At 60.8% G+C, this 26,382-nt stretch carries 27 protein-coding genes and 1 tRNA gene; 17 read left to right on the top strand and 11 right to left on the bottom strand.

The features are described 5' to 3' along the window. Positions 1-189 precede the first annotated feature (189 nt). Complete coding sequence (gene dauA / locus AC09SL_RS25515; RefSeq protein WP_058544133.1) at positions 190-1,932, top strand: C4-dicarboxylic acid transporter DauA; 1,743 nt, start codon at positions 190-192, stop codon at positions 1,930-1,932. Between the two features lie 169 nt (positions 1,933-2,101). On the opposite strand, the gene AC09SL_RS25510 is transcribed toward dauA, so the two are convergent. Together AC09SL_RS25510 and AC09SL_RS25505 are read right to left on the bottom strand one after the other, a co-directional pair. Then, the gene (locus tag AC09SL_RS25510; RefSeq protein ID WP_064106945.1) at positions 2,102-2,575 is read right to left on the bottom strand and encodes a WbuC family cupin fold metalloprotein; all 474 of its coding nucleotides are present in this window, start codon (positions 2,573-2,575) and stop codon (positions 2,102-2,104) included. 3 nt (positions 2,576-2,578) lie between these two features. Next, positions 2,579-3,136, bottom strand: a complete 558-nt coding sequence (locus AC09SL_RS25505) for a hypoxanthine-guanine phosphoribosyltransferase (RefSeq protein ID WP_003205500.1) — start codon at positions 3,134-3,136, stop codon at positions 2,579-2,581. A gap of 176 nt (positions 3,137-3,312) precedes the next feature. Here AC09SL_RS25505 and upp point away from each other — a divergent pair, with 176 nt between their 5' ends. Continuing rightward, the gene (gene upp / locus AC09SL_RS25500) at positions 3,313-3,951 is read left to right on the top strand and encodes a uracil phosphoribosyltransferase (RefSeq protein ID WP_003185330.1); all 639 of its coding nucleotides are present in this window, start codon (positions 3,313-3,315) and stop codon (positions 3,949-3,951) included. A 2-nt stretch (positions 3,952-3,953) separates the two neighbouring features. Continuing rightward, the gene (locus AC09SL_RS25495; RefSeq protein WP_058546044.1) at positions 3,954-5,228 is read left to right on the top strand and encodes a uracil-xanthine permease family protein; all 1,275 of its coding nucleotides are present in this window, start codon (positions 3,954-3,956) and stop codon (positions 5,226-5,228) included. 124 nt (positions 5,229-5,352) lie between these two features. On the opposite strand, the gene hemH is transcribed toward AC09SL_RS25495, so the two are convergent. Together hemH and AC09SL_RS25485 are read right to left on the bottom strand one after the other, a co-directional pair. Beyond that, positions 5,353-6,378 carry a ferrochelatase gene (gene hemH, locus AC09SL_RS25490; RefSeq protein WP_058546043.1) on the bottom strand — a complete coding sequence of 342 codons (1,026 nt, stop codon included), beginning with the start codon at positions 6,376-6,378 and terminating at the stop codon, positions 5,353-5,355. Positions 6,379-6,391: 13 nt separating this feature from the next. Continuing rightward, positions 6,392-7,291 carry a TIGR01777 family oxidoreductase gene (locus AC09SL_RS25485; protein ID WP_058546042.1) on the bottom strand — a complete coding sequence of 300 codons (900 nt, stop codon included), beginning with the start codon at positions 7,289-7,291 and terminating at the stop codon, positions 6,392-6,394. Between the two features lie 196 nt (positions 7,292-7,487). On the opposite strand from AC09SL_RS25485, the gene AC09SL_RS25480 reads away from it, so the two are divergent. The 6 genes from AC09SL_RS25480 to AC09SL_RS25455 all read left to right on the top strand — a co-directional run bounded on the left by AC09SL_RS25480 (position 7,488) and on the right by AC09SL_RS25455 (position 13,253). Beyond that, a complete protein-coding gene (locus tag AC09SL_RS25480; RefSeq protein ID WP_058546041.1) occupies positions 7,488-8,474 on the top strand; it encodes an NAD(P)/FAD-dependent oxidoreductase in 987 nt (328 codons plus the stop codon). Positions 8,475-8,647: 173 nt separating this feature from the next. Continuing rightward, complete coding sequence (locus AC09SL_RS25475; protein WP_058546040.1) at positions 8,648-9,610, top strand: YbgA family protein; 963 nt, start codon at positions 8,648-8,650, stop codon at positions 9,608-9,610. Further along, the gene (locus tag AC09SL_RS25470) at positions 9,610-10,557 is read left to right on the top strand and encodes a MerR family transcriptional regulator (protein WP_058546039.1); all 948 of its coding nucleotides are present in this window, start codon (positions 9,610-9,612) and stop codon (positions 10,555-10,557) included. Before AC09SL_RS25475 ends, AC09SL_RS25470 begins: the two co-directional genes overlap by 1 nt. A gap of 12 nt (positions 10,558-10,569) precedes the next feature. After that, positions 10,570-12,021, top strand: a complete 1,452-nt coding sequence (phrB, locus tag AC09SL_RS25465; protein WP_058546047.1) for a deoxyribodipyrimidine photo-lyase — start codon at positions 10,570-10,572, stop codon at positions 12,019-12,021. Between the two features lie 125 nt (positions 12,022-12,146). After that, positions 12,147-12,920 (top strand): SDR family NAD(P)-dependent oxidoreductase, encoded by a 774-nt coding sequence (locus AC09SL_RS25460; protein WP_058546038.1) that lies wholly within the window; start codon positions 12,147-12,149, stop codon positions 12,918-12,920. Positions 12,921-12,947: 27 nt separating this feature from the next. Then, a complete protein-coding gene (locus AC09SL_RS25455; RefSeq protein WP_003205513.1) occupies positions 12,948-13,253 on the top strand; it encodes a YkgJ family cysteine cluster protein in 306 nt (101 codons plus the stop codon). A gap of 117 nt (positions 13,254-13,370) precedes the next feature. Here the strand turns inward: AC09SL_RS25455 and AC09SL_RS25450 are convergent, their stop codons facing one another. The 6 genes from AC09SL_RS25450 to hemA form a co-directional block, all read right to left on the bottom strand. Beyond that, a complete protein-coding gene (locus AC09SL_RS25450) occupies positions 13,371-13,889 on the bottom strand; it encodes an acyloxyacyl hydrolase (protein WP_014340188.1) in 519 nt (172 codons plus the stop codon). A gap of 114 nt (positions 13,890-14,003) precedes the next feature. Continuing rightward, on the bottom strand, positions 14,004-14,795 hold the full coding sequence (gene murI, locus AC09SL_RS25445; protein ID WP_058546037.1) for a glutamate racemase: 792 nt from the start codon (positions 14,793-14,795) through the stop codon (positions 14,004-14,006). Beyond that, positions 14,788-15,543 carry a molybdopterin-synthase adenylyltransferase MoeB gene (locus AC09SL_RS25440; protein ID WP_003205517.1) on the bottom strand — a complete coding sequence of 252 codons (756 nt, stop codon included), beginning with the start codon at positions 15,541-15,543 and terminating at the stop codon, positions 14,788-14,790. The genes murI and AC09SL_RS25440 overlap by 8 nt, the downstream gene beginning before the upstream one ends. Continuing rightward, positions 15,537-16,367: a peptide chain release factor N(5)-glutamine methyltransferase gene (gene prmC, locus AC09SL_RS25435; protein WP_058546036.1), complete on the bottom strand. Its 831-nt coding sequence runs from the start codon at positions 16,365-16,367 to the stop codon at positions 15,537-15,539. The genes AC09SL_RS25440 and prmC overlap by 7 nt, the downstream gene beginning before the upstream one ends. A gap of 14 nt (positions 16,368-16,381) precedes the next feature. Then, positions 16,382-17,464, bottom strand: coding sequence for a peptide chain release factor 1 (gene prfA / locus AC09SL_RS25430; protein ID WP_058546035.1), 1,083 nt, complete (start codon positions 17,462-17,464; stop codon positions 16,382-16,384). Next, positions 17,461-18,750: a glutamyl-tRNA reductase gene (gene hemA, locus AC09SL_RS25425; RefSeq protein ID WP_058546034.1), complete on the bottom strand. Its 1,290-nt coding sequence runs from the start codon at positions 18,748-18,750 to the stop codon at positions 17,461-17,463. Before hemA ends, prfA begins: the two co-directional genes overlap by 4 nt. 172 nt (positions 18,751-18,922) lie before the next feature. Between hemA and AC09SL_RS25420 the strand changes: the two genes are divergently transcribed. The 8 genes from AC09SL_RS25420 to ychF all read left to right on the top strand — a co-directional run bounded on the left by AC09SL_RS25420 (position 18,923) and on the right by ychF (position 25,840). Beyond that, complete coding sequence (locus tag AC09SL_RS25420; RefSeq protein ID WP_058546033.1) at positions 18,923-20,647, top strand: tetratricopeptide repeat protein; 1,725 nt, start codon at positions 18,923-18,925, stop codon at positions 20,645-20,647. 3 nt (positions 20,648-20,650) lie between these two features. Then, a complete protein-coding gene (lolB, locus tag AC09SL_RS25415) occupies positions 20,651-21,268 on the top strand; it encodes a lipoprotein insertase outer membrane protein LolB (RefSeq protein ID WP_058546032.1) in 618 nt (205 codons plus the stop codon). 1 nt (position 21,269) lies between these two features. Then, positions 21,270-22,121: a 4-(cytidine 5'-diphospho)-2-C-methyl-D-erythritol kinase gene (gene ispE, locus AC09SL_RS25410; RefSeq protein WP_058546031.1), complete on the top strand. Its 852-nt coding sequence runs from the start codon at positions 21,270-21,272 to the stop codon at positions 22,119-22,121. Between the two features lie 36 nt (positions 22,122-22,157). Further along, positions 22,158-22,232: transfer RNA gene (locus AC09SL_RS25405), tRNA-Gln, on the top strand. A gap of 47 nt (positions 22,233-22,279) precedes the next feature. After that, positions 22,280-23,221, top strand: coding sequence for a ribose-phosphate pyrophosphokinase (locus AC09SL_RS25400; protein ID WP_003171603.1), 942 nt, complete (start codon positions 22,280-22,282; stop codon positions 23,219-23,221). 142 nt (positions 23,222-23,363) lie between these two features. Further along, entirely contained in the window at positions 23,364-23,966 is a 603-nt protein-coding gene (locus tag AC09SL_RS25395) for a 50S ribosomal protein L25/general stress protein Ctc (protein ID WP_058546030.1), read from the top strand. Between the two features lie 166 nt (positions 23,967-24,132). Continuing rightward, positions 24,133-24,717, top strand: coding sequence for an aminoacyl-tRNA hydrolase (gene pth / locus AC09SL_RS25390; RefSeq protein WP_003205533.1), 585 nt, complete (start codon positions 24,133-24,135; stop codon positions 24,715-24,717). Positions 24,718-24,739: 22 nt separating this feature from the next. Continuing rightward, positions 24,740-25,840 (top strand): redox-regulated ATPase YchF, encoded by a 1,101-nt coding sequence (ychF, locus tag AC09SL_RS25385; RefSeq protein ID WP_058546029.1) that lies wholly within the window; start codon positions 24,740-24,742, stop codon positions 25,838-25,840. 158 nt (positions 25,841-25,998) lie between these two features. On the opposite strand, the gene AC09SL_RS25380 is transcribed toward ychF, so the two are convergent. Continuing rightward, positions 25,999-26,376, bottom strand: coding sequence for a c-type cytochrome (locus AC09SL_RS25380; RefSeq protein ID WP_081264463.1), 378 nt, complete (start codon positions 26,374-26,376; stop codon positions 25,999-26,001). Between the last annotated feature and the right edge of the window lie 6 nt (positions 26,377-26,382).

The following is a 26,382-nucleotide window of genomic DNA, read 5'->3' as shown; positions in this document are numbered from 1 at the left end:
GCTATCAGCCCTCGCATCACATGATGCCCTTGTGGCGAGGGGATTTATCCCCGTTGGGCTGCGTAGCGGCCCCCACCGAGTATCCGGTTCAGGACTGCTTCGCAGCCCAGCGGGGATAAATCCCCTCGCCACCGCTTGGGTGTATGCCGGGAGTTCGGCATTTTCCCCGTTCATTTTCGTGGAGTCCCTATGTCATTCTCCGCCCCACCCTTGTTCGCCGCCTGGCGCCAGACCTGGCGCGCCGGTTACACCCTTGAACGCCTGCGCGGCGACTTGGTGGCCGGGCTTACCGTCGGCATTATTGCCATCCCACTGGCCATGGCCCTGGCGATTGCCGTTGGCGTACCGCCGCAGCATGGTTTGTACACCGTGTTGGTGGCAGCGCCGTTGATCGCCCTCACCGGCGGCTCGCGCTTCAACGTCAGCGGACCGACGGCGGCGTTCGTGGTGATCCTGCTGCCCATCACCCAACAATACGGCCTGGGTGGCCTGTTGTTGTGCACCATGCTCGCCGGCCTGATTCTGATCGCCTTGGGATTGATGCGCGCCGGACGGCTGATCCAATACATTCCCTACCCGGTGATCCTTGGTTTTACCGCCGGGATCGGCGTGGTCATCGCCACCTTGCAACTCAAGGATCTGCTGGGGCTGACCACCGTCGGGCAGGCCAAGCACTACATCGAACAGTTAGGCGAACTGATCGTGGCACTGCCCAGTGCCCGACTCGGCGATGGCATCATCGGCGTCACCTGCCTGGCGGTGCTGATTGCCTGGCCACGCTGGGTACCGCGGATTCCCGGGCATCTGGTTGCCTTGCTGGTCGGGGCGCTATTGGGACTGGCGCTGGAGCGCGGCGGCTGGCCGGTGGCGACTCTGGGTGAGCGTTTCAGCTACGTGGTCGATGGCATCAGCCACCCCGGCATCCCACCCTTTTTACCGAGCTTCGAGTGGCCATGGAACCTGCCAGATGGCCAGGGTCATCCCCTGGCGCTTTCCTACGACCTGATCCGCCAATTGCTGGGCCCGGCCTTCGCCATCGCCATGCTTGGCGCCATCGAGTCGCTGCTGTGCGCCGTGGTGGCGGACGGCATGACCGGCAGCAAGCACGACCCCAACGCCGAGCTGATCGGCCAAGGCCTGGGCAATGTCGTGGCGCCGCTGTTCGGCGGTATCACCGCCACGGCGGCCATTGCCCGCAGCGCGACCAATGTACGCAGCGGCGCCTCTTCACCGCTGGCCGCCATCATTCATAGCCTGGTGGTGCTGCTGGCGATGGTGCTGCTGGCGCCCTTGTTCAGCTACCTGCCCATGGCTGCCCTGGCGGCGCTACTGGTGATAGTGGCCTGGAACATGAGCGAAGCCGGACATGTGGTGCATACCTTGCGCATCGCCCCGCGCAGCGACGTACTGGTGCTGCTGACCTGCCTTAGCCTGACCGTCCTGTTCGACATGGTCATGGCTGTCGCCGTCGGCCTGCTGCTGGCCGCCGGGCTGTTCATCAAGCGCATGAGCGAGTTGACCGACAGCGCCGAACTGCCGCGCCACTTCCACCAGGCCCTGCTGGAGATGCCTGAGCATGTGCGCTGCTACGCCATTCGTGGGCCGCTGTTCTTCGGCGCGGCAGAAAAAGCCCTGGATGTGCTGCGCAAGTTCGATCCGGGGGTGCGCGTGGTGGTGGTGGAAATGAGCGCCGTGCCCATGCTGGACATGACCGCACTGGCCGCGTTTGAAAACATCCTGAAGGATTACCGCAAGCAGGGCATCGGGCTGATCCTGGTGGCGACGGCGCCAAGGGTGCGCCTGAAGCTGCGCCGCGCCGGTATTCATCGCGAGCAACGCCAATTGGCGTATGTGCAGACCCTGGAGCAGGCGCGGGTCAAGAGCGAGCAATGGCTGGCAGCCAATAGCACCGCCCATTCACGACTGGCTTGATCGGTAGTGAGGGCGCAGATGTACAGCTAAATTCAAGTGGCGAGGGGATTTATCCCCGCTGGGCTGCGAAGCAGCCCTAAAAACAGGCAACCCGTTATCTCAGGCTGATCGAGTCGATCGGTTTGGGGTCGCTTCGCAACCCAGCGGGGATAAATCCCCTCGCCACAGGCTAGTCGAACTGGGCGCGCATCCAGGCGTGGTATTGCGCCACGCCGGCCTCGCCTTCACGGGGTGCCCAGTGGGCCAGTTCGCCCTCGCCCACGGGCCGGTAGGGGCCAGCCTTGCATTCAAACATCAGGCTGTCGGCTTCCAGCACCACCAATCCGTGATACACGCCGGCCGGCAGGTCGACGCCGAGGCAGTCGCCACCGGCCTGCAGGATGCGCTTGTTAACCACCGCACCGGCTTCATCGAAGATCAACACCCCCAACCGGCCCTTGAGCACCAGCAAGGTTTCCGCCTTGTCGGCGCTCAGGTGGCGGTGCGGCGGGATGTAGGTCGAAGGCTGCAGGCCCACCGCCATGCGGTGGCACGGCTCATCCATCTCGTGGAAGTTATGGTGCTGCCGCCCACGAGGACTGGCCGCAGCCTTTTCGGCCAAGTCATCGAACAGTGCATGATCCAGAAAGCTTGGCCGAGTCATCGATTACATTCCCTTGACGGCGAAAATGCCATTGGCGTTGCGCCAGTAACCTTTGTAGTCCATGCCGTAGCCGAAGATGTAACGGTCGATGCACGGCAGGCCGACGAAATCGGCTTTCAAGTCAGGGCGAGCCTTGCGGTCGTGGTCTTTGTCGATCAACACGGCGGTGTGCACGGCGCGGGCACCTGCGTGTTTGCAGAAGTCGATGATCGCGCCCAGGGTGTGACCTTCGTCGAGGATATCGTCGATGATCAGCACGTCGCGGTCGATGAACGAGACTTCCGGCTTGGCTTTCCAGAACAGGTCGCCGCCGCTGGTTTCGTTGCGATAACGCGTCGCGTGCAGGTAGGACGCTTCCAGGGGGAAGTTCAGATAGGTCAGCAGCTTGCCGGAGAAAATCAGCCCGCCGTTCATGACACAGAACACCACCGGGTTGGCATCGGCCAGTTGATCGTTGATTTGCGCACCGACACGGGCGATGGCCGCTTCGACTTCGGCTTCGGTGTACAGGCAGTCAGCCTCTCGCATGATTTGACGGATATGCTCGAGATCAGCGGACATGGCGCTCTCCAGGGGAGGTTGAGGGGGAGGGACGGTTCGGAAAAGCGGGCAAAGGTACGCATCCCGCCCGGCCAGATCAAGCGTTTGTGGACTAACGTTCTGTATTGTCTATAGGACAACACCCTCGGATAGATTAATCTAGGCCGGTTTTTTTGCCCGCCGCCGGAGCCTTCCCCATGCCCATCCTCGAGATCCGCCATCCGCTGATCAGACACAAACTCGGCCTGATGCGCCGCGCTGACATTAGCACGAAGAACTTCCGTGAACTCGCCCAGGAAGTCGGTGCCCTGCTCACCTACGAGGCCACCAAGGATTTGCCGCTGGAGTCCTATGAAATCGACGGCTGGGCCGGCACGGTCCAGGTCGAGAAAATCGCCGGCAAGAAGATCACCGTGGTGCCGATCCTGCGCGCCGGTATCGGCATGCTCGAGGGCGTACTGAGCCTGATCCCGGGGGCCAAGGTCAGCGCCGTGGGCGTGGCTCGCAACGAGCAGACCCTGCAGGCGCACACCTACCTGGAAAAACTGGTGCCGGAAATCGACGAGCGCCTGGCGATGATCATCGACCCGATGCTCGCCACCGGCAGCTCCATGGTCGCCACCATCGACCTGTTGAAAAAAGCCGGCTGCAGGGACATCCGCGCCATGGTCCTGGTCGCCGCTCCCGAAGGCATCAAGGCCGTGCAGGACGCCCACCCGGATGTGACCATCTACACCGCGTCCATCGACCAGAAACTCAACGAACACGGCTACATCATCCCGGGCCTGGGCGATGCCGGCGACAAGATCTTCGGCACCAAGCAGAAGGACGCTTGAGCATGCAGGATGAGTTCAACGATCCGCTCTGGCGCCAAGTGCTGTCCGGCGCGCAGATGCTGTTCGTCGCCTTCGGCGCGCTGGTGTTGATGCCGCTGATCACCGGGCTGGACCCTAACGTGGCGCTGTTCACCGCCGGCCTGGGAACGATCCTGTTCCAAATCGTCACCGGGCGGCAGGTGCCGGTGTTCCTGGCCTCGAGCTTTGCCTTCATCACCCCGATCATCCTCGCCAAGGGCCAGTTCGGCCTGGCCGCGACCATGGGCGGCGTGATGGCGGCAGGTTTCGTCTATACCTTTCTGGGCCTGGCGGTGAAGATCAAGGGCACCGGGTTCATCGACCGGCTGCTGCCGCCGGTGGTGATTGGTCCGGTGATCATTTCCATCGGCCTGGCCATGGCGCCGATTGCCGCCAACATGGCGATGGGCAAGGCCGGCGACGGCACCGAGCTGATTCATTATCAAACCGCGATGCTGATTTCGATGCCGGCCCTGCTCACCACCCTGATCGTGGCGGTGTTCGGCAAAGGCATTTTCCGCCTGGTGCCGATCATTTCCGGCGTGCTGGTGGGCTTTGCCATGGCGTTTTTCTTCGGGGTCGTGGACACCGCGAAAATCGCCGCCGCGCCATGGTTCGCCCTGCCAGCCTTCACCGCACCGGAGTTCAACTGGCAGGCGATCCTGTTCATCGTGCCGGTGGCGCTGGCGCCGGCCATCGAGCATATCGGCGGCGTGATTGCCGTGGGCAGCGTGACCGGTCGCGACTACCTGAAAAAACCCGGCCTGCACCGCACACTGCTCGGTGACGGCATTGCCACCACCGCCGCCGGCCTGTTCGGCGGCCCGCCCAACACCACCTACGCCGAGGTGACCGGCGCGGTAATGCTGACCAAGAACTACAACCCGAAAATCATGACCTGGGCAGCGATCTTTGCCATCAGCCTGGCATTTATCGGCAAGTTCGGCGCGCTACTGCAAAGCATCCCGGTGCCGGTGATGGGCGGCATCCTGTGCCTGTTGTTCGGTTCGATTGCCGCGGTGGGCATGAACACGCTGATCCGCCACAAGATCGACCTGGGCGAGGCGCGCAACCTGGTGATCGTGTCGGTGACGCTGGTGTTCGGCATCGGCGGTGTACTGGTGGGCACCGGCACTGGACCGGACGACTTCGGCCTCAAAGGCATCGCGCTGTGCGCGGTGGTGGCGATCGTGTTGAACCTGCTGCTGCCGGGCAATGACAGCTGGAAGCAGAAGCAGGCGGATGAGCCGCTGCTGTAGATTCACCGCCTGTACTATTGTCATCGCGGGCAAGCCTTGCTCCCACAGGTTTTGAGTGGACCATGCTTGAGTGGTCAAGACAAAATCTGTGGGAGCAAGGCTTGCCCGCGATGCTTTTCGAGGTTTACAGAGCTATCGGCGCCCGTTTGCAGAGAGTACTCAACGCCTGCGCCCACTGCGGCTCATCGTTGAGGCAAGGCACCAGCACCAACTCCTCTCCCCCCGCCTCGCGGAACTGCTCACGGCCGCGATCGCCGATTTCCTCCAGGGTTTCAATACAGTCGGCCACGAACGCCGGGCACATCACCAAGACTTTCTTCACGCCGCTTTTGGCCAGTTCCTCCAGGCGTGCCTCGGTATAGGGTTCGATCCACTTGGCCCGCCCCAATCGCGACTGGAACGACACCGACCACTGGCCGCCCTTGAGCCCCATGCCTTGGGCGAACAACTCGGCAGTGCGAATGCATTGCGCGCGGTAACAGGTCGCCATGACCTCCGGCGGCGCGTTCTTGCAGCAGTCGGCATCCTTGAAGCAATGAAATCCCGTAGGGTCGAGCTTGGTCAGGTGTCGCTCCGGCAAGCCGTGGAAACTCAACAACAGATGATCGTGTTCCTGCATCAGGTACGGCTTGGCGCTGGCCACCAGGGCGTCGATGTATTCGGGCTGATCGTAGAACGGCTGGAGAATCGAGAACTGCACATCGAGTTTCTTCTCCCCCACGACTCGCTTGGCCTCCTCGATCACCGTGGTCACGGTGCTGTCGGCGAACTGCGGATACAACGGCGCCAGCGTGATTTTCTTGTGACCCTGGCTCGCCAGCCGCACCAACGCCGATTCAATGGACGGCTCGCCATAACGCATTGCCAGCTCCACCGGGCCCTGGGTCCACTGTGCGGTCATGGCCTGTTGCAGCCGGCGACTGAGCACTACCAGCGGCGAACCCTCCTCCCACCAGATCGAGGCGTAGGCATGGGCCGACTGCTCGGGGCGCTTGATCAGGATCAGCGACACCAGCAAGCGTCGCACCGGCCATGGCAAGTCGATGACATACGGGTCCATCAAAAATTGATTGAGGTAGCGGCGCACATCGGCCACCGAAGTGGAGGCAGGCGAACCCAGATTCACCAGAAGCAACGCGTGATCGGTCATGCAACGTCCTATTTCAAAGGCGGCTGGACAAGTCTTCCAGGGCCGCAGGCAAATCAGTGAACCGGAAGGTGAAACCCGCCGCCTGCAATCGGGCCGGCGTGGCGCGCTGGCCGCCAAGTAACAGCAATGACAACTCCCCCAGCGCGACTTTCAACGCAAGTTCCGGCATCGGCACCACGGCTGGCCGATGCAATACATGCCCCAGGGCCTTGGCGAAATCGCGGTTGCGCACCGGGTTCGGAGCGCACGCATTATAAGGACCGCTGGCATCAAAGCGGTGCAGAAGAAAATCAATCAGGGCGATTTGATCGTCAATATGAATCCACGGCATCCACTGCCGACCATTGCCGATACGCCCGCCCAACGCCAGTTTGAACGGCAACAGCAGCCGCGACAAAAAGCCGCCCTCGGCAGACAGGACCAGGCCGGTACGAACCAGCACCACACGTATGCCCAACGCCTCGGCCCGTTGCGCGGTTTCTTCCCAGGCGATACACAACTGGCTGGCGAAATCTTCGCTCACTGGCCCCGACTCCTCGGTCAACTCACGCTCGCCACCGTCGCCATACCAACCCACCGCAGAACCGGAAATCAACACCTGCGGTTTCGGCTCGCAACGCTCCAGCCACGCCAGCAAAACTTCCGTCAACGTAATGCGACTGCTCCACAACAGCATCTTGCGCTTGTGGCTCCAGGGCCGGTCGGCAATCGGCGCTCCCGCGAGGTTGACCACCGCGTCCACCGGCTCGACAATTTCATCGAGCTTGGCAACGCCTCGCACATCAGCCCCACAGATTTTCACCACCTCTTCGGGTCGGCGACTCCATACCGTCAAGCGATGTCCCTGCCCCAACCAGAGGCGGCAGAGCTGACGTCCGATCAAACCAGTACCGCCGGTCAGCAATATGTGCATGAGATGTTCCTCGCAACGCGTTTTACCCGGCCCATTAGTCTATTTTTATAAGCAGGGATTTTTCGTATCGGACAGGGTCTGTGTTTAACAATAGGACAACCTGTCCAAACGCGAACGGTAAAACTTATACCAAAAACCCGAATTGTACAGGTTCAAACGACGGCGTAGTCTGTACAGAAAGGTAAACGAGGCCCTCATGACTGTACCTATCGCAATCATCGGCACCGGCATCGCCGGACTTTCAGCCGCCCAGGCCCTGACGGAGGCCGGGCATATCGTTCAACTCTTCGATAAAAGCAACGGCAGCGGCGGACGCATGTCGAGCAAACGCAGCGACGCCGGCGCATTGGACATGGGCGCGCAGTACTTCACCGCCCGCGATCGGCGCTTTGTCACGGAGGTCCAGCGTTGGCAAACCAACGGCTGGGCGGCGGAATGGAACCCGCAACTCTACAACTTCCAGAACGGGCAACTGAGCCCATCGCCGGACGAACAGACCCGCTGGGTCGGTACGCCGCGCATGAGCGCCATCACCCGCGCCTTGCTCGACAAGTTGCAGGTGCAGTTTTCCTGCCGGATCACCGAGGTGTACCGCGGCCAGGAACATTGGCATTTGCAGGACGCAGAAGGTTTCACCCACGGCCCCTTCGGCCAGGTGGTGATCGCCACGCCAGCACCCCAGGCCACCGCATTGCTGGCGGCCGTACCGAAGCTGGCCGCAGTGGCCGCCGGCGTGAAGATGGACCCGACCTGGGCCGTGGCGCTGGCCTTCGAAACGCCGCTGGATACGCCCATGGAAGGCTGCTTCGTACAGGACAGCCCCCTGGACTGGCTGGCACGCAACCGCAGCAAACCGGGGCGCGACAACACGCTCGACACCTGGGTACTGCACGCCACCAGCGACTGGAGCCGGCAGCACATCGACCTGTCCAAGGAAGCGGTGATCGAACATCTGCACGGCGCCTTCGCCGAATTGCTGCACAGCGCGATGCCCGCACCGAGCTTCAGCGTGGCCCATCGCTGGCTCTACGCTCGCCCCGCCGGCAGCCACGAATGGGGCGCCCTGGCCGATGCCGACCTGGGCCTGTATGTGTGCGGCGACTGGTGCCTGTCCGGTCGGGTCGAAGGCGCATGGCTCAGCGGCCAGGAGGCTGCACGCCGCTTGCATGCAAGCTTGCAGTAAACGCGTCACCCATCGCTATCCGCTGCTGTCGAAAGAGACAGCAGCCTGCCTGCGACATAGATTGACGCCGCCTCGCTACATAAATCCGGTTGACTTGTGCGCGTTCGGACCTATGATGAAAATATTGTACAGAAATGAAAAACTGTACAAGATTTACCAATCAGAGGTCGCCCATGCCGAGCACAGCCATCGCTAAACCCAGAATTGCCATCAGTGCCTGCCTGATGGGTGCTGAAGTTCGCTTTAACGGCGGGCACAAACAATCGCAGTTGTGCAGCCGCACCCTCGTCGACTATTTCGACTTCGTGCCGGTGTGTCCCGAAGTCGCGATCGGGCTGGGTATCCCCCGGGAGCCGATCCGCCTGGTGGGTAACCCCGAGCACCCCGAAGCGCTCGGCACGGTGAATCGCGACCTCGACGTGACCCGGCCACTGGCCGACTACGGGCAGCAAATGGCTGGGGAACTGGATGACATCTGCGGCTACATCTTCATGCAGAAATCGCCATCCTGCGGACTGGAGCGGGTCAAGGTCTACGACCACAACGGCGTGACCCAGGACGGCGGCGGACGCGGCATCTATGCCCAGGCCTTCTGCGAACGCCACCCCGACCTGCCGGTGGAGGAAGACGGTCGTCTCAACGACCCGGTGCTGCGGGAGAACTTCCTGACCCGGGTATTTGCCTATGCCGCCTGGCAACTTTTGCGTCGCGGCGGACTGACCCGTCGCAACCTGATCGAATTCCACTCGCGCTACAAATACCTGCTGATGGCCCACAACCCGGTGCAATACAAGGCCCTGGGCAATTTGCTGGGCAGCATGGGCAAGGCTGACCCCAATGAGCTGGGCCCACGCTATTTCAGTGCATTGATGGCGGCCTTGAAGAAATGTGCCACCCGCCGCACCCACTCCAATGTGCTGCAACACCTGAGCGGCTACCTCAAGCGCGCCATCGACGCCGAGGACAAACAGGAAGTACAGCATCTGATCGGGCAATACCGCCTCGGCATCGTGCCCTTGGTGGTGCCACTGACGTTGCTCAAGCATCACTTGCGCCAACACCCCGATCCTTACCTGGCACAGCAGGTCTACCTGCAACCGCACCCGGAAAACCTCAGCTTGCGAAACGCTATTTGATGAGCAACGAACCTGACTCCAGTGCCAGCGAAGACCTGGGGGCCGATTTTGCCAAGGCCTTGGCGCAAGGCTGGCTGCCCATACGCGAGGTCGCCCGGCAAACCGGTGTCAACGCCGTCACGCTGCGAGCCTGGGAGCGCCGTTACGGCCTGATCGTGCCGCACCGCACGCCCAAGGGCCACCGACTGTTCAATGCCGACCATGTACAACGGATCCTGAGCATCCTCACCTGGATCGACCGTGGCGTTGCGGTGAGCAAGATCAAGCCTTTGCTGGACGCACCACAGCCACCGACCGAACCTACGCAGGCGCCGGAGAATGACTGGCAGCGCCAACGCCACGCCTTGGTGCTGGCGGTGACGCAACTGGCCGAGCGCCAGATCGATGACCTGGTCAACCAGGCGATGGCGCTGTACCCGCCCTGGACCGTGTGCGAACAGTTGCTTTTGCCGTTGCTGGCCGAGTTGCACCTGCGCTGGCAAGGCCAGTTCGGCGCGCAGCTGGAACGGGTCTTCCTGTATTCGTGGCTGCGCAGCAAGTTCGGTAGCCGGATCTATCACAACAACCGCCAGTTGCGCGGCGCGCCCCTGCTGCTGGTCAATCATTCGGACTCGCCCCAGGAACCGCACCTGTGGCTCACCGCCTGGCTGGCCAGCAGCGCCGACTGCCCGGTGGAAGTATTCGACAATTCTCTCCCGCCCGGCGAACTGGCCCTGGCAGTCGAGCGCCTCAAGGCCCGCGGCGTCCTGCTGTATTCCAGTCACGCCCTCAACCTGTCCCAACTGCCCAGGCTGCTGGGGGCAATTGATTGCCCGATCATCATTGCCGGCCCGGCCGCGTCGATCCACCAAGCCAGGTTATCCACAGGCGTGTCGATGATTGACGTGTCCTGGGCCGAAGACCCGTTATCGGCTCACCGCGAACTGAGTCGCCGAGAACTCCTTTAGATGGAAGACAGCATGCAACTGATCTGGCTGCGCAGCGACTTGCGCCTGCACGACAACACCGCCCTCGCGGCAGCCGCAGCCCAAGGACCCTGCGTGGCGGTATGCCTGACCAGCCCCGGACAATGGCATGTCCATGACGACGCACCGTGCAAGATCGATTTCTGGCTGCGTAACCTCGGCGCGTTGAGTGCGGCCCTGGCCGAATTGAACATCCCACTGCTGATCCGCGCCGCTGCGCATTGGCACCAGGCCCCGCACGTGCTGCTCAAGCTGTGTCGCGAACTGAACGTCGGCGCCGTGCATGTCAACGAAGAGTACGGCCTGAATGAAACGCGACGCGACGCCGAAGTCGCCCGCGCATTGAATGACCAGGGCGTTGAATTTCACAGCCACCTCGATCAATTGCTGTTCAAGCCCGGTAGCGTGCTGACCAAGACCGGCAATTACTTCCAAGTGTTCAGTCAGTTCCGCAAGGTCTGCTACAGCCGTCTGCACTTCTCATTGCCGAGCCTGGTCGCCACGCCGGCCCGGCAGGCTCCCACCGGCATTGCCCGTGACCCGGTGCCGACGCAAGTCGAGGGATTCGCCCCGCCCAGCCAAGCGCTACGCGCCCTCTGGCCCGCCGGTGAAGCCGAAGCCCGTCGGCGCCTGGACACCTTTGTCGAGCAGCACATCGATGATTACCAAGGCGAACGGGATTATCCCGCCAGGCCCGGCACCAGCCAGCTATCGGCCTATCTGGTGGCCGGCGTGGTGTCACCGCGTCAGTGCCTGCACGCCGCACTGCAAGCCAATCAAGGTGAATTCGAGAGCGGAAGTGCCGGTGTTGTGACCTGGATCAATGAATTGCTCTGGCGCGAGTTCTATAAACATATTCTCGTGGGCTATCCACGCGTGTCGCGCCATCGTGCGTTTCGTCCGGAAACCGAGGCGCTCGCGTGGCGCAAGGCCCCCGCAGAACTGGAGGCCTGGAAGCAAGCACGCACCGGCCTGCCGATAATCGATGCGGCCATGCGTCAATTGCTAGAGACCGGCTGGATGCACAACCGCTTGCGGATGGTCGTAGCCATGTTCCTGACCAAGAATCTGTTGATCGATTGGCGCGAAGGCGAGCGCTTTTTCATGCAGCACCTGATCGACGGCGACCTGGCCGCCAACAATGGTGGCTGGCAGTGGAGCGCCTCCACCGGCACCGATTCGGCGCCCTGGTTCCGCATCTTCAACCCGCTGAGCCAGTCGGAAAAATTTGACCGCGAGGGTTTGTTCATCAAACGCTGGCTACCTGAACTGAACGATCTGGACAGGCAACAGGTCCATACCCCAAATACCCAGGGCGGCTTGTTTGGCGCCGTGGATTACCCGACACCGATTGTCGACTTGAGCCAATCCAGGGCGCGTGCGCTGGCCGCGTTCAGAAACCTGCCAGCGCGACAGGACGCAGCCGTTGAAGGGATGGGCGATTAGCGAACAAGAAATTGCCCGTCTGTGGGATGCGTTATTCATCCGATAACATATAGTCTTACTAATCGTATGGACTCTATTTGAAAAACCCACATAGCAGTGCGCTGTCCAATCGAAAGGAGTAGGGAATGGGTTTAAGACTGCCACGGCGCTATTGGCTCACCGGGGCTGGCAACGGAATCGGCGCTTCGTTGGCTGAAGCGATACTGCAGACGGGTGCATACCTGGCTGTCAGTTCGCCCTCGGCCCGAGTGTGCGAAACCCTTTCGGTACGTTATCCAGGACAAGTGCTGAGCGTGCCCGGCAATTTGACCGACAGTCAGGCCGTGCGCGAGATCAGCGAACAGATCACCCGGCAGTGGGGCGCCCTGGACCAGGTGATCGTCAATGCCGGGACGGCGGAGTATGTTGACGGGCAGCCGACCGACCACACATTGATCGAGCATATCGTGCGCAGCAACCTGCTGGCTGCCAGTTTTTGCATCGAAGTGGCCGCGCCCTTATTGCGCGCCGGGACCGAACCTCATCTGGTAGGCATTGCCAGCCCGGCGACTTACCTGCCACCTTCGCCAATCGAAGCGGGTGGCGGCGGGATGCGTCATCTGTTCGAATCGGCTCGCTCAGAACTGGCGTGCGCGGGTGTTGATGTGACGTTGGTACACCCTGGCTACGGCGGCCCGTTGCAGGAGCCCGACGAGTGCTTTCCAACCCCGACTCACTGGTCGGCGGACGAAGCAGCGCGGCATGTGCTCAATCATCTGGTCGAGCGCCCGCGGGAAGTCGCGCTCCCCATTGCCTCCATGACCGCACTCTGGCCGTTACCGTCGTCGACCGAAACCCTGCCAACCGATATCGGCTCATGCCAGGCGAAGAACGGCTATCCGATCAAGGGACAACCCTGAGTCGCCGATTGCCTTACACTGCGCGCCATGAAAACCATCCCCGTCCATGAAATCCCGGCACCGGCCGTCACGTGCTCGACGTGCGCGGCGTGCTGCTGCCAGTTGGAAGTGATGCTGATCACCGATACCGGGGTCCCGGAGCGCTTTATCGACACGGACGATTGGGGTGGGGAAGTGATGCTGCGGCTCGACGACGGTTGGTGCGCAGCCCTGGATCGCGACAGCATGATGTGCACCATCTACGAAAAGCGCCCACTGATCTGCCGCGAGTTCGAGATGGGTGCACCGGAGTGCCTGGAAGAACGCCAGGGCATTGCGACGGCGTATCGATAAACTCTGGTCTGATCTACTGTGGGAGCGAGCTTGCTCGCGATAGCGGTGGCTCAGACAACTTTATCTTGGCTGGTCTATCGCTATCGCGAGCAAGCCCGCTCCCACAGTATTTAAGTGTTACAGCGGCATCGTGTAGTGCAGCGCGTAGCTTTCTACGCCATCGTTGGTCGACTTGATGCCGGCGTTGGAGTAATGAGTGGCGCGAATGCCCACTTCATGTCCGCCATTGAAGCGCAGGCCGAAGCCGATGCGATCTTCGAACTGGAAGGCTGTGCCAAGCTTGTTGTCTTCCACTTCGGTATTGGCGAACAACGCCACGCCGATACCCGCTTCGATGTAAGGCTTCACGTTCTGGCCGGAAAATTCATACACAAACACAGGCGAAAACGACAGGCTGTGATTGCTGGATGTCTCGTCCCCCTCCCAATAGGTATAGGCGCCGCTCCAGTAGCCGGTCAGGCGACCGACATCACTTTGCAGCCAACTCTTGTCCCAATCGAACTGCATGCCCAGACGATAAGTCATCGTCGAGTCGCTGGTCTGGCCCACCCCAAACTCCACACCCGCTGCTTGCGCAGTATAAGTGTGCCCCAACAATGCAGCCGCAAACGCGGCAAAGCAGAATAAGCGCTTCATTAGAAACATCCTTTTCCGAACAGACTTAGTTGATTTTGTTACAAACATACAAAGCTATAGAAATCCGCGCTAAAACAGAAGTTCAGCACGTTTTACGCAATTTTCACGTTTTTTTTACAGATCGAAGCTTCGCACATCGCCGGACGAATGCCATAGCGTAGGTAGGATTTTTCTTAAATGTATCGGGTCTGCACTCGTCCAGAAATGCGTTTCGCCGGCCGGCCCCTCAGCCAACAGCCCTCGCTCAGCCAAGAGGCGCTGAAGTTGCCGGGCCACGGCGGCACCGGTATCGATCAGGCTGATGTGCTCCGGAATCATCCGCGCGAGCAATGGCTTGAGGAAGGGATAGTGCGTGCAGCCCAGAATCAGCGTATCGCAGCCGGCCGCCAGCAAGGGGTCGACGTAATGTTGCAGCAATTGATACAAGGCCGGACTCTGCAAATCCCCCGTTTCGATCAGTTCAACCAGTCCCGGACACGGTTGCGTGATGACTCGCACATCGCTGGCAAAACGGTCGAGCAGCGCGGCGAACTTGGCGCTCTGCAAGGTGCCAGTGGTGGCCAGCACACCGACGATACCGCTGCGAGTCGCGGCGGCGGCCGGCTTGACCGCCGGCTCCATGCCGACGATAGGCCAATGGGGGAAATCACGGCGTAGATCGGCAACGGCAGCAACCGTTGCGGTGTTGCAGGCTACAACCAGCGCCTTGGCGCCCTGGCCCAAGAGAAAGTCGGCAATGATCGCGCAACGTTGTCGGATGTATTCCGGAGTCTTTTCGCCGTACGGAATATGCCCACAGTCAGCCACATACAACAACGATTCATTGGGCAGCAGCCGACGGATTTCCCCCAGAACCGACAACCCGCCGACGCCCGAGTCAAGCACACCGACCGGCGCTTCACTCATGTTGGCCACCGCAGACGCTGCAACCTGGGTCGCGTTTGACCCGTAGTTCACGGAAACGCGTGCCCAGGGCATCGATCAACAGCAGGCGACCCACCAGCGGCTCACCGAAACCGGCCAGCAACTTCAAGGCTTCAAGGGCTTGCAGGCTGCCCACCAATCCCACCAGCGGTCCGATCACACCTGCCTCGCTGCAGGTCAGCTCGGCTTCGCTGCCGTGGCCGTAAAGGCAGTGGTAGCAGGGGCTTTCGGGGCGGCGTGGGTCAAACACCGACAACTGCCCTTCCAGGCGAATCGCCGCGCCGCTGACCAACGGTTTCCCCGCCGCGACACAAGCCGCGTTCACCGCTTCGCGGGTCGAGAAATTGTCGGAGCAGTCGAGCACCACATCCACCGCCGCGACCGCCGCGGCCAGGCTGTCTTCGTCCATGGCCGCGCGGTGAGGCACCAGCCGAACCTCGGGGTTGATCGCCCCAAGGCGTCGCATCGCCGAATCGACTTTGCTCAGGCCGACGCTGTCGGTGTCGTGAATGATCTGGCGTTGCAGGTTGGTCAGGTCGACGGTGTCGAAATCCGCCAAGTGCATCTCACCCACCCCAGCGGCGGCCAGGTACAACGCCACCGGGGCGCCGAGACCGCCAAGGCCGATGATCAGCACGCGGCTTTGCTTGAGACGCAACTGGCCGTCGATGTCGACGTGCTGCAACAGAATCTGGCGGCTGTAGCGCAACAACTCCTGATCGTTCAGCATGGCAGGCACCCCAGGCTGATGCGCTCATGACCGCCCAGGTCCTTGCGGCTGTGGACCTCGACAAAGCCTTGGGTACACAGCAAATCGCGCACCGCCTCGGCCTGGTCGTAGCCGTGTTCGAGCATCAGCCAGCCACCCGGCTCGAGGTGAACCGGGGCCTGGGCAACGATCTGGCGCAGATCATCGAGCCCGTCCGGCCCGGCAACCAGGGCGCTGGCCGGCTCGAAACGCACGTCGCCCTCGACCAGGTGCGGATCGCTGGCTGCGATGTACGGAGGGTTGCTGATGATCAACTCGAAACGCTCGCCGTCCAGGGCACTGAACCAGTGGCTGCTCAACACCGTGACGTTGTGCAGGTCCAGGCGCTGGCGATTGCGTTCGGCCAGGGCCACGGCCTCCAGCACCCGGTCGACCGCCGTGACTTTCCAGGCCGGGCGCTCACTGGCCAATGCCAGGGCAATCGCGCCGCTGCCGGTGCCCAGGTCCAGGACCCGGGCCGGTGTCGCCGGCAACAAGGCCAGCGCGGTTTCCACCAGCAGCTCGGTGTCGGGACGCGGGATCAGGGTATGGGGCGCGACTTCCAGGTCGAGCTTCCAGAAACCCTGTTGCCCGAGAATGTATGCCACCGGCTCGCCGGCACGCCGGCGCCGCAGGTATTCGGAGAAAAGCAACGCCGCCTCGCTGGGCACGATCCGCTCGGGCCAGGTGTGCAGGAAGCTGCGGGACTTGCCCAGCGCAGCGGCCAGCAGTAACTCGGCATCCAGCCGTGACGTGGGCGAATCCGGCAACTCGGCCGCGCGTAACAGACTGGCGATGATGGTCATTTGTTCACCTGTGCTTACTCGCCAATCGCAGCCAACTGGTCGGCCTGGTATTCGGCCAGCAACGGCTCGATTACCGCATCGACACCACCGGCAAGGATCTCGTCCAGGGAATACAGGGTCAGGTTGACGCGATGGTCGGTGACCCGGCCCTGGGCGAAGTTGTAGGTACGGATCCGCTCGGAACGATCACCCGAGCCCACCAGCAATTTGCGTTCACTGGCGATGGCATTGGCCGCGGCACTGGTCTGCTGGTCGTTGAGCTTGGCCGACAACCAGGCCATGGCCCGCGCGCGGTTCTTGTGCTGGGAACGTTCTTCCTGGCACTCGACCACGATGCCCGAAGGCAAGTGCGTGATGCGGATCGCCGAGTCGGTCTTGTTGACGTGCTGGCCACCCGCGCCGGAGGAACGGTAAGTGTCGACCCGCAGGTCCGCCGGGTTGATCTCGATGGCTTCCTGCTCGTCCGGTTCGGGCAATACCGCCACGGTGCAAGCCGAGGTGTGGATACGCCCCTGGGACTCGGTGGCCGGCACGCGTTGCACGCGATGGGCACCGGATTCGAATTTCAGCTTGCCGTAGACATTGTCGCCTTCGACCCGGGCGATGACTTCTTTATAGCCACCGTGTTCGCCTTCGTTCTCCGAGAGAATCTCCACTCGCCAACCGCGACGTTCGGCGTAGCGCGAATACATGCGAAACAGGTCGCCGGAAAAAATCGCCGCCTCGTCGCCGCCGGTACCGGCACGGATCTCAAGGAACACGTTGCGCCCGTCATTCGGGTCCTTGGGCAGCAGCATGCGTTGCAGGTTGCTTTCCAGCTCAACCAGTTGCTCCTTGGCTTCGCGGACTTCCTCCACGGCCATTTCGCGCATGTCCGGGTCGCTGTCCTTGAGCAGCGCCTGGGCGCCTTCAAGATCGCCCTGCACTTTGAGCAACTGTTTATAGGTGGCGACAATCGGCTCGACTTCCGCGTATTCCTTGGAATAGGTGCGGAATTTGTTCTGGTCGGAAATGACTTCGCCATCGCCCAGCAAGGCGGTCAATTCTTCGAAACGGTCCTGGAGGATGTCCAGTTTGTTGAGCAGTGACGCTTTCATTGCGGTTTTTTATCCGAAAAGCTATCCGGTGAGCCCTCACCGAGGGCGAAGAGTTCCTGGGCCATGGCCAGCGCATCGAGGCGGCCTTCGGCGGTCAGCTTCTTGAGCTGGACGCTGGGAGCGTGGAGCAATTTGTTGGTCAGGCCGCGGGCCAGTTGCGCCAGCACCTCTTCGGCATTGCCGCCGTTGGCCAGCAGGCGCAGGGCTTTTTGCAGCTCCTCGTCGCGCAGGCGTTCGCTCTGCTGACGGTAGGCCTTGAGCACATCCACCGCCGCCAGCTCGCGCAGGCGCACCATGAAGTCGTCGGCGCCGACGGTAATCATCTCTTCGGCCGCCTGGGCCGCGCCCTGCCGGCTCTTGAGGTTCTCGGCGACCACCTCGTGCAGGTCGTCGACGCTGTAGAGATAAACGTCGTCCAGTTCGCCAACCTCCGGTTCGATGTCCCGGGGAACGGCGATGTCCACCATGAAAATCGGCTTGTGCTTGCGCAGCTTCAGGGCGCTTTCCACGGCTCCCTTGCCGAGGATCGGCAACTGGCTGGCGGTGGAACTGATGACGATATCGCTGTGCACCAGCTCGGCCGGAATGTCCGACAGCAGCACCGCATGGGCGCCAAACTGCTCGGCCAGGGAGCTGGCCCGCTCCAGGGTCCGGTTGGCGACGACAATGCGCTTGACCCCCAGGTCGTGGAGATGGCGGGCGACCAGGGTGATGGTCTCGCCAGCGCCGATCAGCAGTGCCTGGCTGCGTTGCAAGTCACTGAAAATCTGCTTCGCCAGGCTGACGGCAGCAAACGCCACGGACACCGGGTTCTCGCCAATAGCCGTGTCGGTGCGCACCTGCTTGGCGGCGTTGAACGTCGCCTGGAATAGCCGCCCCAGCAGCGGGCCGACGGTGCCGGCCTCGCGAGCCACGGCGTAGGCCGACTTCATCTGGCCGAGAATCTGCGGCTCGCCCAACACCAGCGAGTCGAGCCCCGAGGCGACACGCATCATGTGACGAACGGCCGCATCGTCTTCATGCACATAGGCACTGGCGCGCAGTTCTTCAAGGCTCAGGTTGTGATATTCGGCCAGCCAGCGCAGGACTGAATCGGCCGAAACGTGATCCTGTTCTATATAAAGCTCACTGCGATTGCAGGTGGAGAGGATCGCAGCTTCGCGGCTGTCGGTGAGTCGGCAGAGCTGCTGCAAGGCCTCAACCAGCTGCTCAGGCGTAAAGGCCACGCGCTCGCGGACGTCTACTGAAGCAGTCTTGTGGTTAATACCGAGTGCAAGGAAGGCCATTCAAGGTCGCTGATGGTGACGTGAAGCCGGCAATTGTCCTACTTCGTCAGATCCAGAACAACCACTCGATCTCTATCGCCCTGCCCGGGGTTGTAAATCGACGGGGCGGTTATGTTTGACCGAAGGCTTGTGTCATGATGATCCGACCGCAGGTTAGTCGTCCTCTTCCTATATGAATAGATCTTCCGCGTTGCTCCTCGCTCTTGCCTTGCTCAGCGGCTGCCAGTCCATGGCCCCCGTTTCGACGGACGGTACGCCGCCGGTCGAAGACAGCGTGCAGGCACCTGAAAAACCCAAGGTCTACGGCTCGTTCAGCGAAGAAACCATCTTCAGCCTGCTGAGCGCCGAACTGGCAGGCCAACGCAATCGCTTCGACATTGCGCTGGACAACTACGTGACCCAGGCCATCAACACCCAGGACCCGGGCATCTCCGAGCGGGCCTTTCGCATTGCCGAATACCTGGGCGCCGACCAGCCTGCGCTGGATACCGCGCTGATCTGGGCCAAGAATGCCCCGGACGACCTCGAAGCGCAGCGCGCCGCCGCCGTGCAACTGGCCCGGGCCGGGCGCTACGACGACTCCATGATGTATATGGAGAAGGTCCTGCTGGGCAAGGGGGACACCCATTTCGACTTCCTGGCGCTGTCCGCCGCCGATACCGACCAGGAAACCCGCAACGGCCTGATGAAAAGCTTCGATCGCCTGTTGCAGCGCCACCCGCACAACGGTCAGTTGATTTTCGGCAAGGCCCTGCTGCTGCAACAGGATGGTGATACCCAGGGCGCCCTTACCCTTTTGGAAGACAACCCGCCGGAAGCTGGCGAAGTGGCGCCGATCCTGCTGCGCGCACGCCTGCTGCAAGGCTCCAATCGCGGCGACGAAGCCCTGCCGCTGCTGGAAAAAAGCATCAAGAAGTACCCGGACGACAAACGCCTGCGCCTCACCTACGCCCGCATGCTGGTGGAAAACAACCGCATGGACGACGCCAAGGTGGAGTTCTCCAGCCTGGTCCAGCAATACCCGGAAGACGACGAGTTGCGCTATTCCCTGGCGCTGGTCTGCCTGGAAGCCAAGGCCTGGGAAGAGGCCAAGGGTTACCTGGAAGACCTGATCGCCCGGGAAAGCCACGTCGACTCGGCCCACCTGAACCTGGGTCGAATCGCCGAGGAACGCAATGACCCTGAGAGCGCACTGATCGAGTACGCCCAGGTGGGCCCGGGCAACGACTATCTGCCGGCACAGTTGCGCCAGGCCGATATCCTGATCAGCAATGGCAAGGCCGCCGAAGCCCAGAGCCGTCTCGCCGTACAACGCGACTCCCAACCTGACTACGGCATCCAGTTGTACCTGATCGAAGCCGAAACCCTGTCGGCCAACAATCAGGGCGACAAGGCCTGGAGCGTGCTGCAACAAGCCTTGAAGCAGTACCCGGACGATCTGAACCTGCTGTATACCCGCGCCATGCTGGCGGAGAAACGCAATGACCTGGCCCAGATGGAAAAAGACCTGCGCCTGATCATCCAGCGTGACCCGGACAACGCCATGGCCCTCAACGCCCTGGGCTATACGTTGTCGGATCGCACCACCCGTTATGACGAAGCCAAGCTGCTGATCGAACAGGCCCACCAGATCAATCCGGAAGACCCGGCGGTGCTCGACAGCCTTGGCTGGGTGAATTTCCGCCTGGGCAATCTGGACGAAGCCGAACGCCTGTTGCGCCTGGCCCTGGAGCGCTTTCCCGACCAGGAAGTCGCCGCTCACCTGGGCGAGGTCCTGTGGGCCAACGGCAAACAACGCGAAGCCCGGCAGATCTGGAGCCGATTCCTCAAGGATCAGCCTGACAGCCCCATCTTGCGCAGCACCATCAAACGCCTGACCGGATCCGAGACTCTCTAAGATATGTTTTTGCGCCATTTCATCGTTTTCAGCTTCATTGCCTTGCTCGCCGGTTGCGCGGGCTTCGGCGCCCGTGAATCCGTCCAGGGCCAGGGCAACCAGGCCCAGTGGCGCGAGCACAAGCAACAACTGAGCGGCCTCGACGGCTGGCAGATCGACGGCAAGATCGGGATCCGCGCACCCAAAGACTCCGGCAGCGGCACGCTGTTCTGGCTGCAGCGCCAGGACTACTACGACATTCGCCTGTCGGGCCCACTGGGCCGCGGTGCGGCCCGCCTGACCGGCCGGCCGGGCCAGGTATCACTGGAAGTTGCCAACCAGGGACGCTACGAGGCACCCACGCCCGAAGCGCTGCTGGAAGAACAACTGGGCTGGAAGCTGCCGGTTTCCCACCTGACCTGGTGGGTTCGCGGGCTGCCGGCACCGGACAGCAAAAGTCGTCTGACCCTCGACGCCGACAGCCGCCTGTCCAACCTGGAGCAAGATGACTGGCAGATCGAGTACCTCAGCTATGCCCAGCAGAGCGGCTATTGGCTGCCCGAACGCATCAAGCTGCACGGCAGCAATCTCGACGTCACGCTGGTGATCAAGCAATGGCAGCCGCGCAAGCTGGGGCAATGACATGAGCGCTGCACGCCTGACCCTCCCCTCCCCGGCCAAGCTCAACCTGATGTTGCACATCCTTGGCCGTCGCCCGGATGGCTATCACGAGTTGCAGACGATTTTTCAGTTCCTGGACTACGGTGACGAAATCACCTTCGCCGTGCGCGAAGATGGCGTGATTCGCCTGCACACCGAGTTCGAAGGCGTCCCCCACGACAGCAACCTGATCGTCAAGGCCGCGAAAAAACTCCAGGCGCAATCCGGTTGTCCGCTGGGCATCGATATCTGGATCGAAAAAATCCTGCCCATGGGTGGCGGCATCGGTGGCGGCAGCTCGAATGCAGCCACCACGCTGCTCGGTCTCAACCACTTGTGGCAGCTGGGATGGGACGCGGATCGCCTGGCCGCCCTGGGCCTGACACTGGGCGCCGACGTGCCGGTTTTCGTGCGTGGCCATGCCGCTTTCGCCGAAGGCGTAGGGGAAAAACTCACCCCAGTGGACCCCGAAGAACCTTGGTACTTGGTGCTGGTGCCGCAAGTCTCTGTAAGTACAGCAGAAATTTTTTCAGATCCGCTGTTGACACGTAACTCTCCTCCCATTAAAGTGCGCCCCGTTCCCAAGGGAAACAGTCGAAATGACTGCTTACCGGTGGTAGCAAGGCGTTATCCAGATGTTCGTAACGCTTTGAATTTGTTAGGTAAATTTACCGAAGCAAAACTCACCGGAACTGGAAGTTGTGTGTTTGGGGGCTTCCCAAGCAAAGCTGAAGCTGATAAAGTCTCGGCCCTTCTGACAGAGACCCTTACAGGGTTTGTAGCAAAAGGAAGCAACGTTTCGATGTTGCATCGCAAGCTGCAAGACCTGCTCTAAAGGAATCGAGTGCTGGGCACTCGCAGCAACAGATACAGGGGCGTCGCCAAGCGGTAAGGCAGCAGGTTTTGATCCTGCCATGCGTTGGTTCGAATCCAGCCGCCCCTGCCATTTTCCTATACTCATCCAGGTATACCCTCAGCCTTCAGGTACTGCGCGTGTCCAAGATGATGGTCTTTACGGGGAACGCTAACCCCGATCTGGCTCGGCGTGTTGTACGTCAGCTGCATATCCCTCTCGGTGACATCTCTGTCGGTAAGTTTTCCGACGGCGAAATCACTGCCGAGATCAATGAAAACGTTCGCGGTAAAGACGTCTTCATTATTCAGCCGACTTGCGCTCCGACCAACGATAACCTGATGGAACTCGTCGTGATGGCTGATGCCTTCCGCCGCTCCTCGGCTACTCGTATCACTGCTGTTATTCCTTACTTTGGTTATGCCCGTCAGGATCGCCGTCCGCGTTCCGCACGTGTGGCTATCAGCGCGAAAGTCGTGGCTGATATGCTGACCGTAGTCGGCATCGACCGTGTTCTCACGGTTGATTTGCATGCTGACCAGATTCAGGGTTTCTTCGATATTCCCGTGGATAACATCTACGGCTCCCCAGTCCTGGTGGATGATATTGAAGATCAGCGCTTCGAAAACCTGATGATCGTGTCCCCGGACATTGGCGGCGTCGTGCGTGCACGGGCGGTTGCCAAATCCCTGGGCGTGGATCTGGGTATCATCGACAAACGCCGTGAGAAAGCCAATCACTCCGAAGTGATGCATATCATCGGCGACGTCGAAGGGCGTACCTGTATTCTGGTCGATGACATGGTCGATACCGCCGGCACCCTGTGCCACGCGGCCAAGGCCCTGAAAGAGCATGGCGCTGCCAAGGTCTTTGCCTACTGCACACACCCTGTGCTGTCGGGTCGAGCGATCGAGAACATTGAAAATTCCGTGCTGGACGAGCTGGTGGTCACCAATACCATCCCGCTGTCCGCAGCAGCACAAGCCTGTGCGCGTATCCGCCAACTGGATATCGCCCCGGTTGTTGCCGAAGCGGTTCGCCGCATCAGCAACGAAGAATCGATCAGTGCGATGTTCCGCTAAGGGCCCTGCCCTTCCCTGGACATCTCGTTGACGAAAAGCGCCCCGCCCCGGCATTACCTGTCGGGGCGGGGCTTTTTTGCCCATACCGTGGTTGACGCTGGTCGCAAACGTCACTCGGTCATGGCTATTTTGGAGATACAACATGAACGAATTTACTCTGAATGCTGAAGTGCGTTCCGACCTGGGGAAAGGTGCGAGCCGCCGCCTGCGTCGTCTCGCAAGCCTGGTTCCAGCTGTAGTCTACGGTGGCGAGAAAGCCCCTGAGTCCATCAGCATGCTGGCCAAAGAAGTTGCCAAACTGCTCGAAAACGAAGCGGCCTACAGCCACATCATCGAGCTGAACATTGGCGGCACCAAGCAGAACGTCGTGATCAAGGCCCTGCAGCGTCACCCGGCCAAAGGCCACGTGATGCACGCTGACTTCGTCCGCGTTGTTGCCGGTCAGAAGCTGACTGCTGTTGTTCCAGTGCACTTCGTCAACGAAGCTGCCCCGGTCAAGAAAGGCGGCGAAATCTCGCACGTTACTTCGGAAATCGAAGTTTCCTGCCTGCCGAAAGACCTGCCTGAGTTCATCGAAGTCGACCTGGCTGACGCCGAAGTTGGCACGATCATTCACCTGTCCGACCTCAAGGCTCCTAAAGGCGTTGAGTTTGTTGCTCTGGCACACGGCGATGACAAGGCTGTTGCCAACGTCCACGCTCCACGTGTTGCTCCAGAAGCTACTGAAGAAGGCGCTGCAGAGTAATTTCACTCTGTCGCCGGAGTGACCGGAAACATCGCGGACTGGAACGTAGCGAGACAGCGGGCGAGAACGCGAAGTTTACTTAACGGTAAATCCGCCATTTTCGTCCACTGTCGCAACACCGCCTGATTGCGACATCGTTATCCACACTCCAGGAAGGGCCCCTATCGTGACTGCCATTAAACTGATCGTTGGCCTGGGAAATCCAGGCGCTGAATACGAACAGACCCGGCATAACGCAGGGGCCCTTTTTGTTGAGCGCATCGCGCAGGCACAAGGCGTCAGCCTGGCAGCCGATCGCAAGTATTTCGGCCTGACCGGTCGCTTCTCGCACCAGGGTCAGGATGTTCGCCTGTTGATTCCCACCACCTACATGAACCGCAGCGGCCAGGCCGTGGCGGCATTGGCCGGTTTCTTTCGCATCAAGCCTGAAGAAATCCTGGTGGCCCACGACGAACTCGACCTGCCTCCGGGCGTTGCCAAGCTCAAGCAAGGCGGCGGCCATGGCGGTCACAACGGGTTGCGCGACATCATCGCGCAACTGGGTAATCAGAATACCTTTCACCGCCTGCGGCTTGGCATCGGCCACCCGGGCGTTGCCAGTATGGTTTCAAACTTTGTCCTGGGTCGTGCGCCTCGCGCCGAACAGGAAAAACTCGATGCCAGCATCGACTTTGCCCTCGGCGTGCTGCCGGATATCCTCGCAGGTGAATGGAACCGCGCGATGAAAAACCTGCACAGCCAGAAGGCCTGACACTTATCCGAGGGGAAACACCATGGGATTCAATTGCGGCATCGTCGGCCTGCCTAACGTCGGCAAGTCCACCCTGTTCAACGCCCTGACCAAATCCGGTATCGCGGCTGAGAACTTCCCCTTCTGCACCATCGAGCCGAACACCGGCATCGTTCCGATGCCCGATCCACGCCTGGAAGCCCTGGCGGCCATCGTGATCCCGGAGCGCGTGCTGCCGACCACCATGGAGTTCGTCGACATCGCCGGCCTGGTGGCCGGGGCTTCGAAAGGTGAAGGCCTGGGCAACAAGTTCCTGGCCAACATCCGCGAAACCGATGCCATCGCCCACGTGGTCCGCTGCTTCGAAGACGAGAACGTGATTCACGTTTCCAACAGCGTCGACCCGAAGCGCGACATCGAGATCATCGACTTGGAACTGATCTTCGCCGACCTCGACAGCTGCGAGAAGCAACTGCAGAAAGTCGCTCGCAATGCCAAGGGTGGCGACAAAGACGCCGTCGCTCAGAAAGCCCTGCTCGAGCAGTTGATCGCCCACTTCACCTTGGGCAAGCCGGCACGCAGCCTGATCAAGAACATGGGCGCCGATGAGAAGCAGATCATTCGCGGCTTCCACCTGCTGACCACCAAGCCGGTCATGTACATCGCCAACGTTGCCGAAGACGGCTTCGAGAACAACCCGCTGCTGGACGTGGTAAAAGCTATCGCCGAAGAAGAAGGCGCGATCGTGGTACCGGTCTGCAACAAGATTGAAGCGGAAATCGCCGAGCTTGAAGACGGCGAAGAGAAGGACATGTTCCTGGAGGCCCTGGGCCTGGAAGAGCCTGGCCTGAATCGCGTGATCCGCGCGGGTTATGAAATGCTCAACCTGCAGACGTACTTCACCGCTGGCGTAAAAGAAGTCCGCGCCTGGACCGTACGCGTCGGAGCCACCGCGCCACAAGCCGCGGCCGTGATCCACACCGACTTCGAAAAAGGCTTCATCCGCGCCGAAGTCATCGCCTATGACGATTTCATCCAGTACAAGGGTGAAGCCGGTGCCAAGGAAGCCGGTAAATGGCGCCTGGAAGGCAAGGAATACATCGTCAAGGACGGTGATGTGATGCACTTCCGCTTTAACGTCTAAGTTGCGGGTGATGGTGTGTATATCCGTTATTTAGGTAACGGCTGCTTATGGTTCCGCTCTTACAGCGGAACCGCCAGTAGCCCTTACCGCAGAAACGGATATACACACCACCCCAAACCGTTTCTATCGCACTCAAGAGATCAACAGCAGCCCAAAAATCATCGACTCTTTGAAATCACACCACCCATATACTGATTCAAATCGCGAAAGTCCTTAACACTCCAAGGATACGGCGATAGTTTCACACCATTCTCTCGCAAGGTCCTCGGAATCAAATCCCCATCGGGTCGAAGTATGATCGACGACACAATCACACCCGGATAATCACCGAGTCGTTTCTTGAAAGCGGCAGTTGTAAGATCAGGTGTAGGTGGATTGCTTTTATGAGCCAACGGCCCTGTCCCCTTGATATCTGCCCCATGACACATGGCACATCTCTGTAAATAGAGATTTTTCCCATTGGCATTATCCGCAAAGGATAGTGATGTTTGAATGAGCGATAAAAACCCTAGCGAAGCGATGACTAATATTTTCATTATGCT

It is taken from the genome of Pseudomonas sp. PF05, from assembly GCF_056521845.1.
The sequence above is the reverse complement of the archived record's forward strand: the minus strand, read 5'-3'. Positions and strand labels throughout refer to the sequence as shown.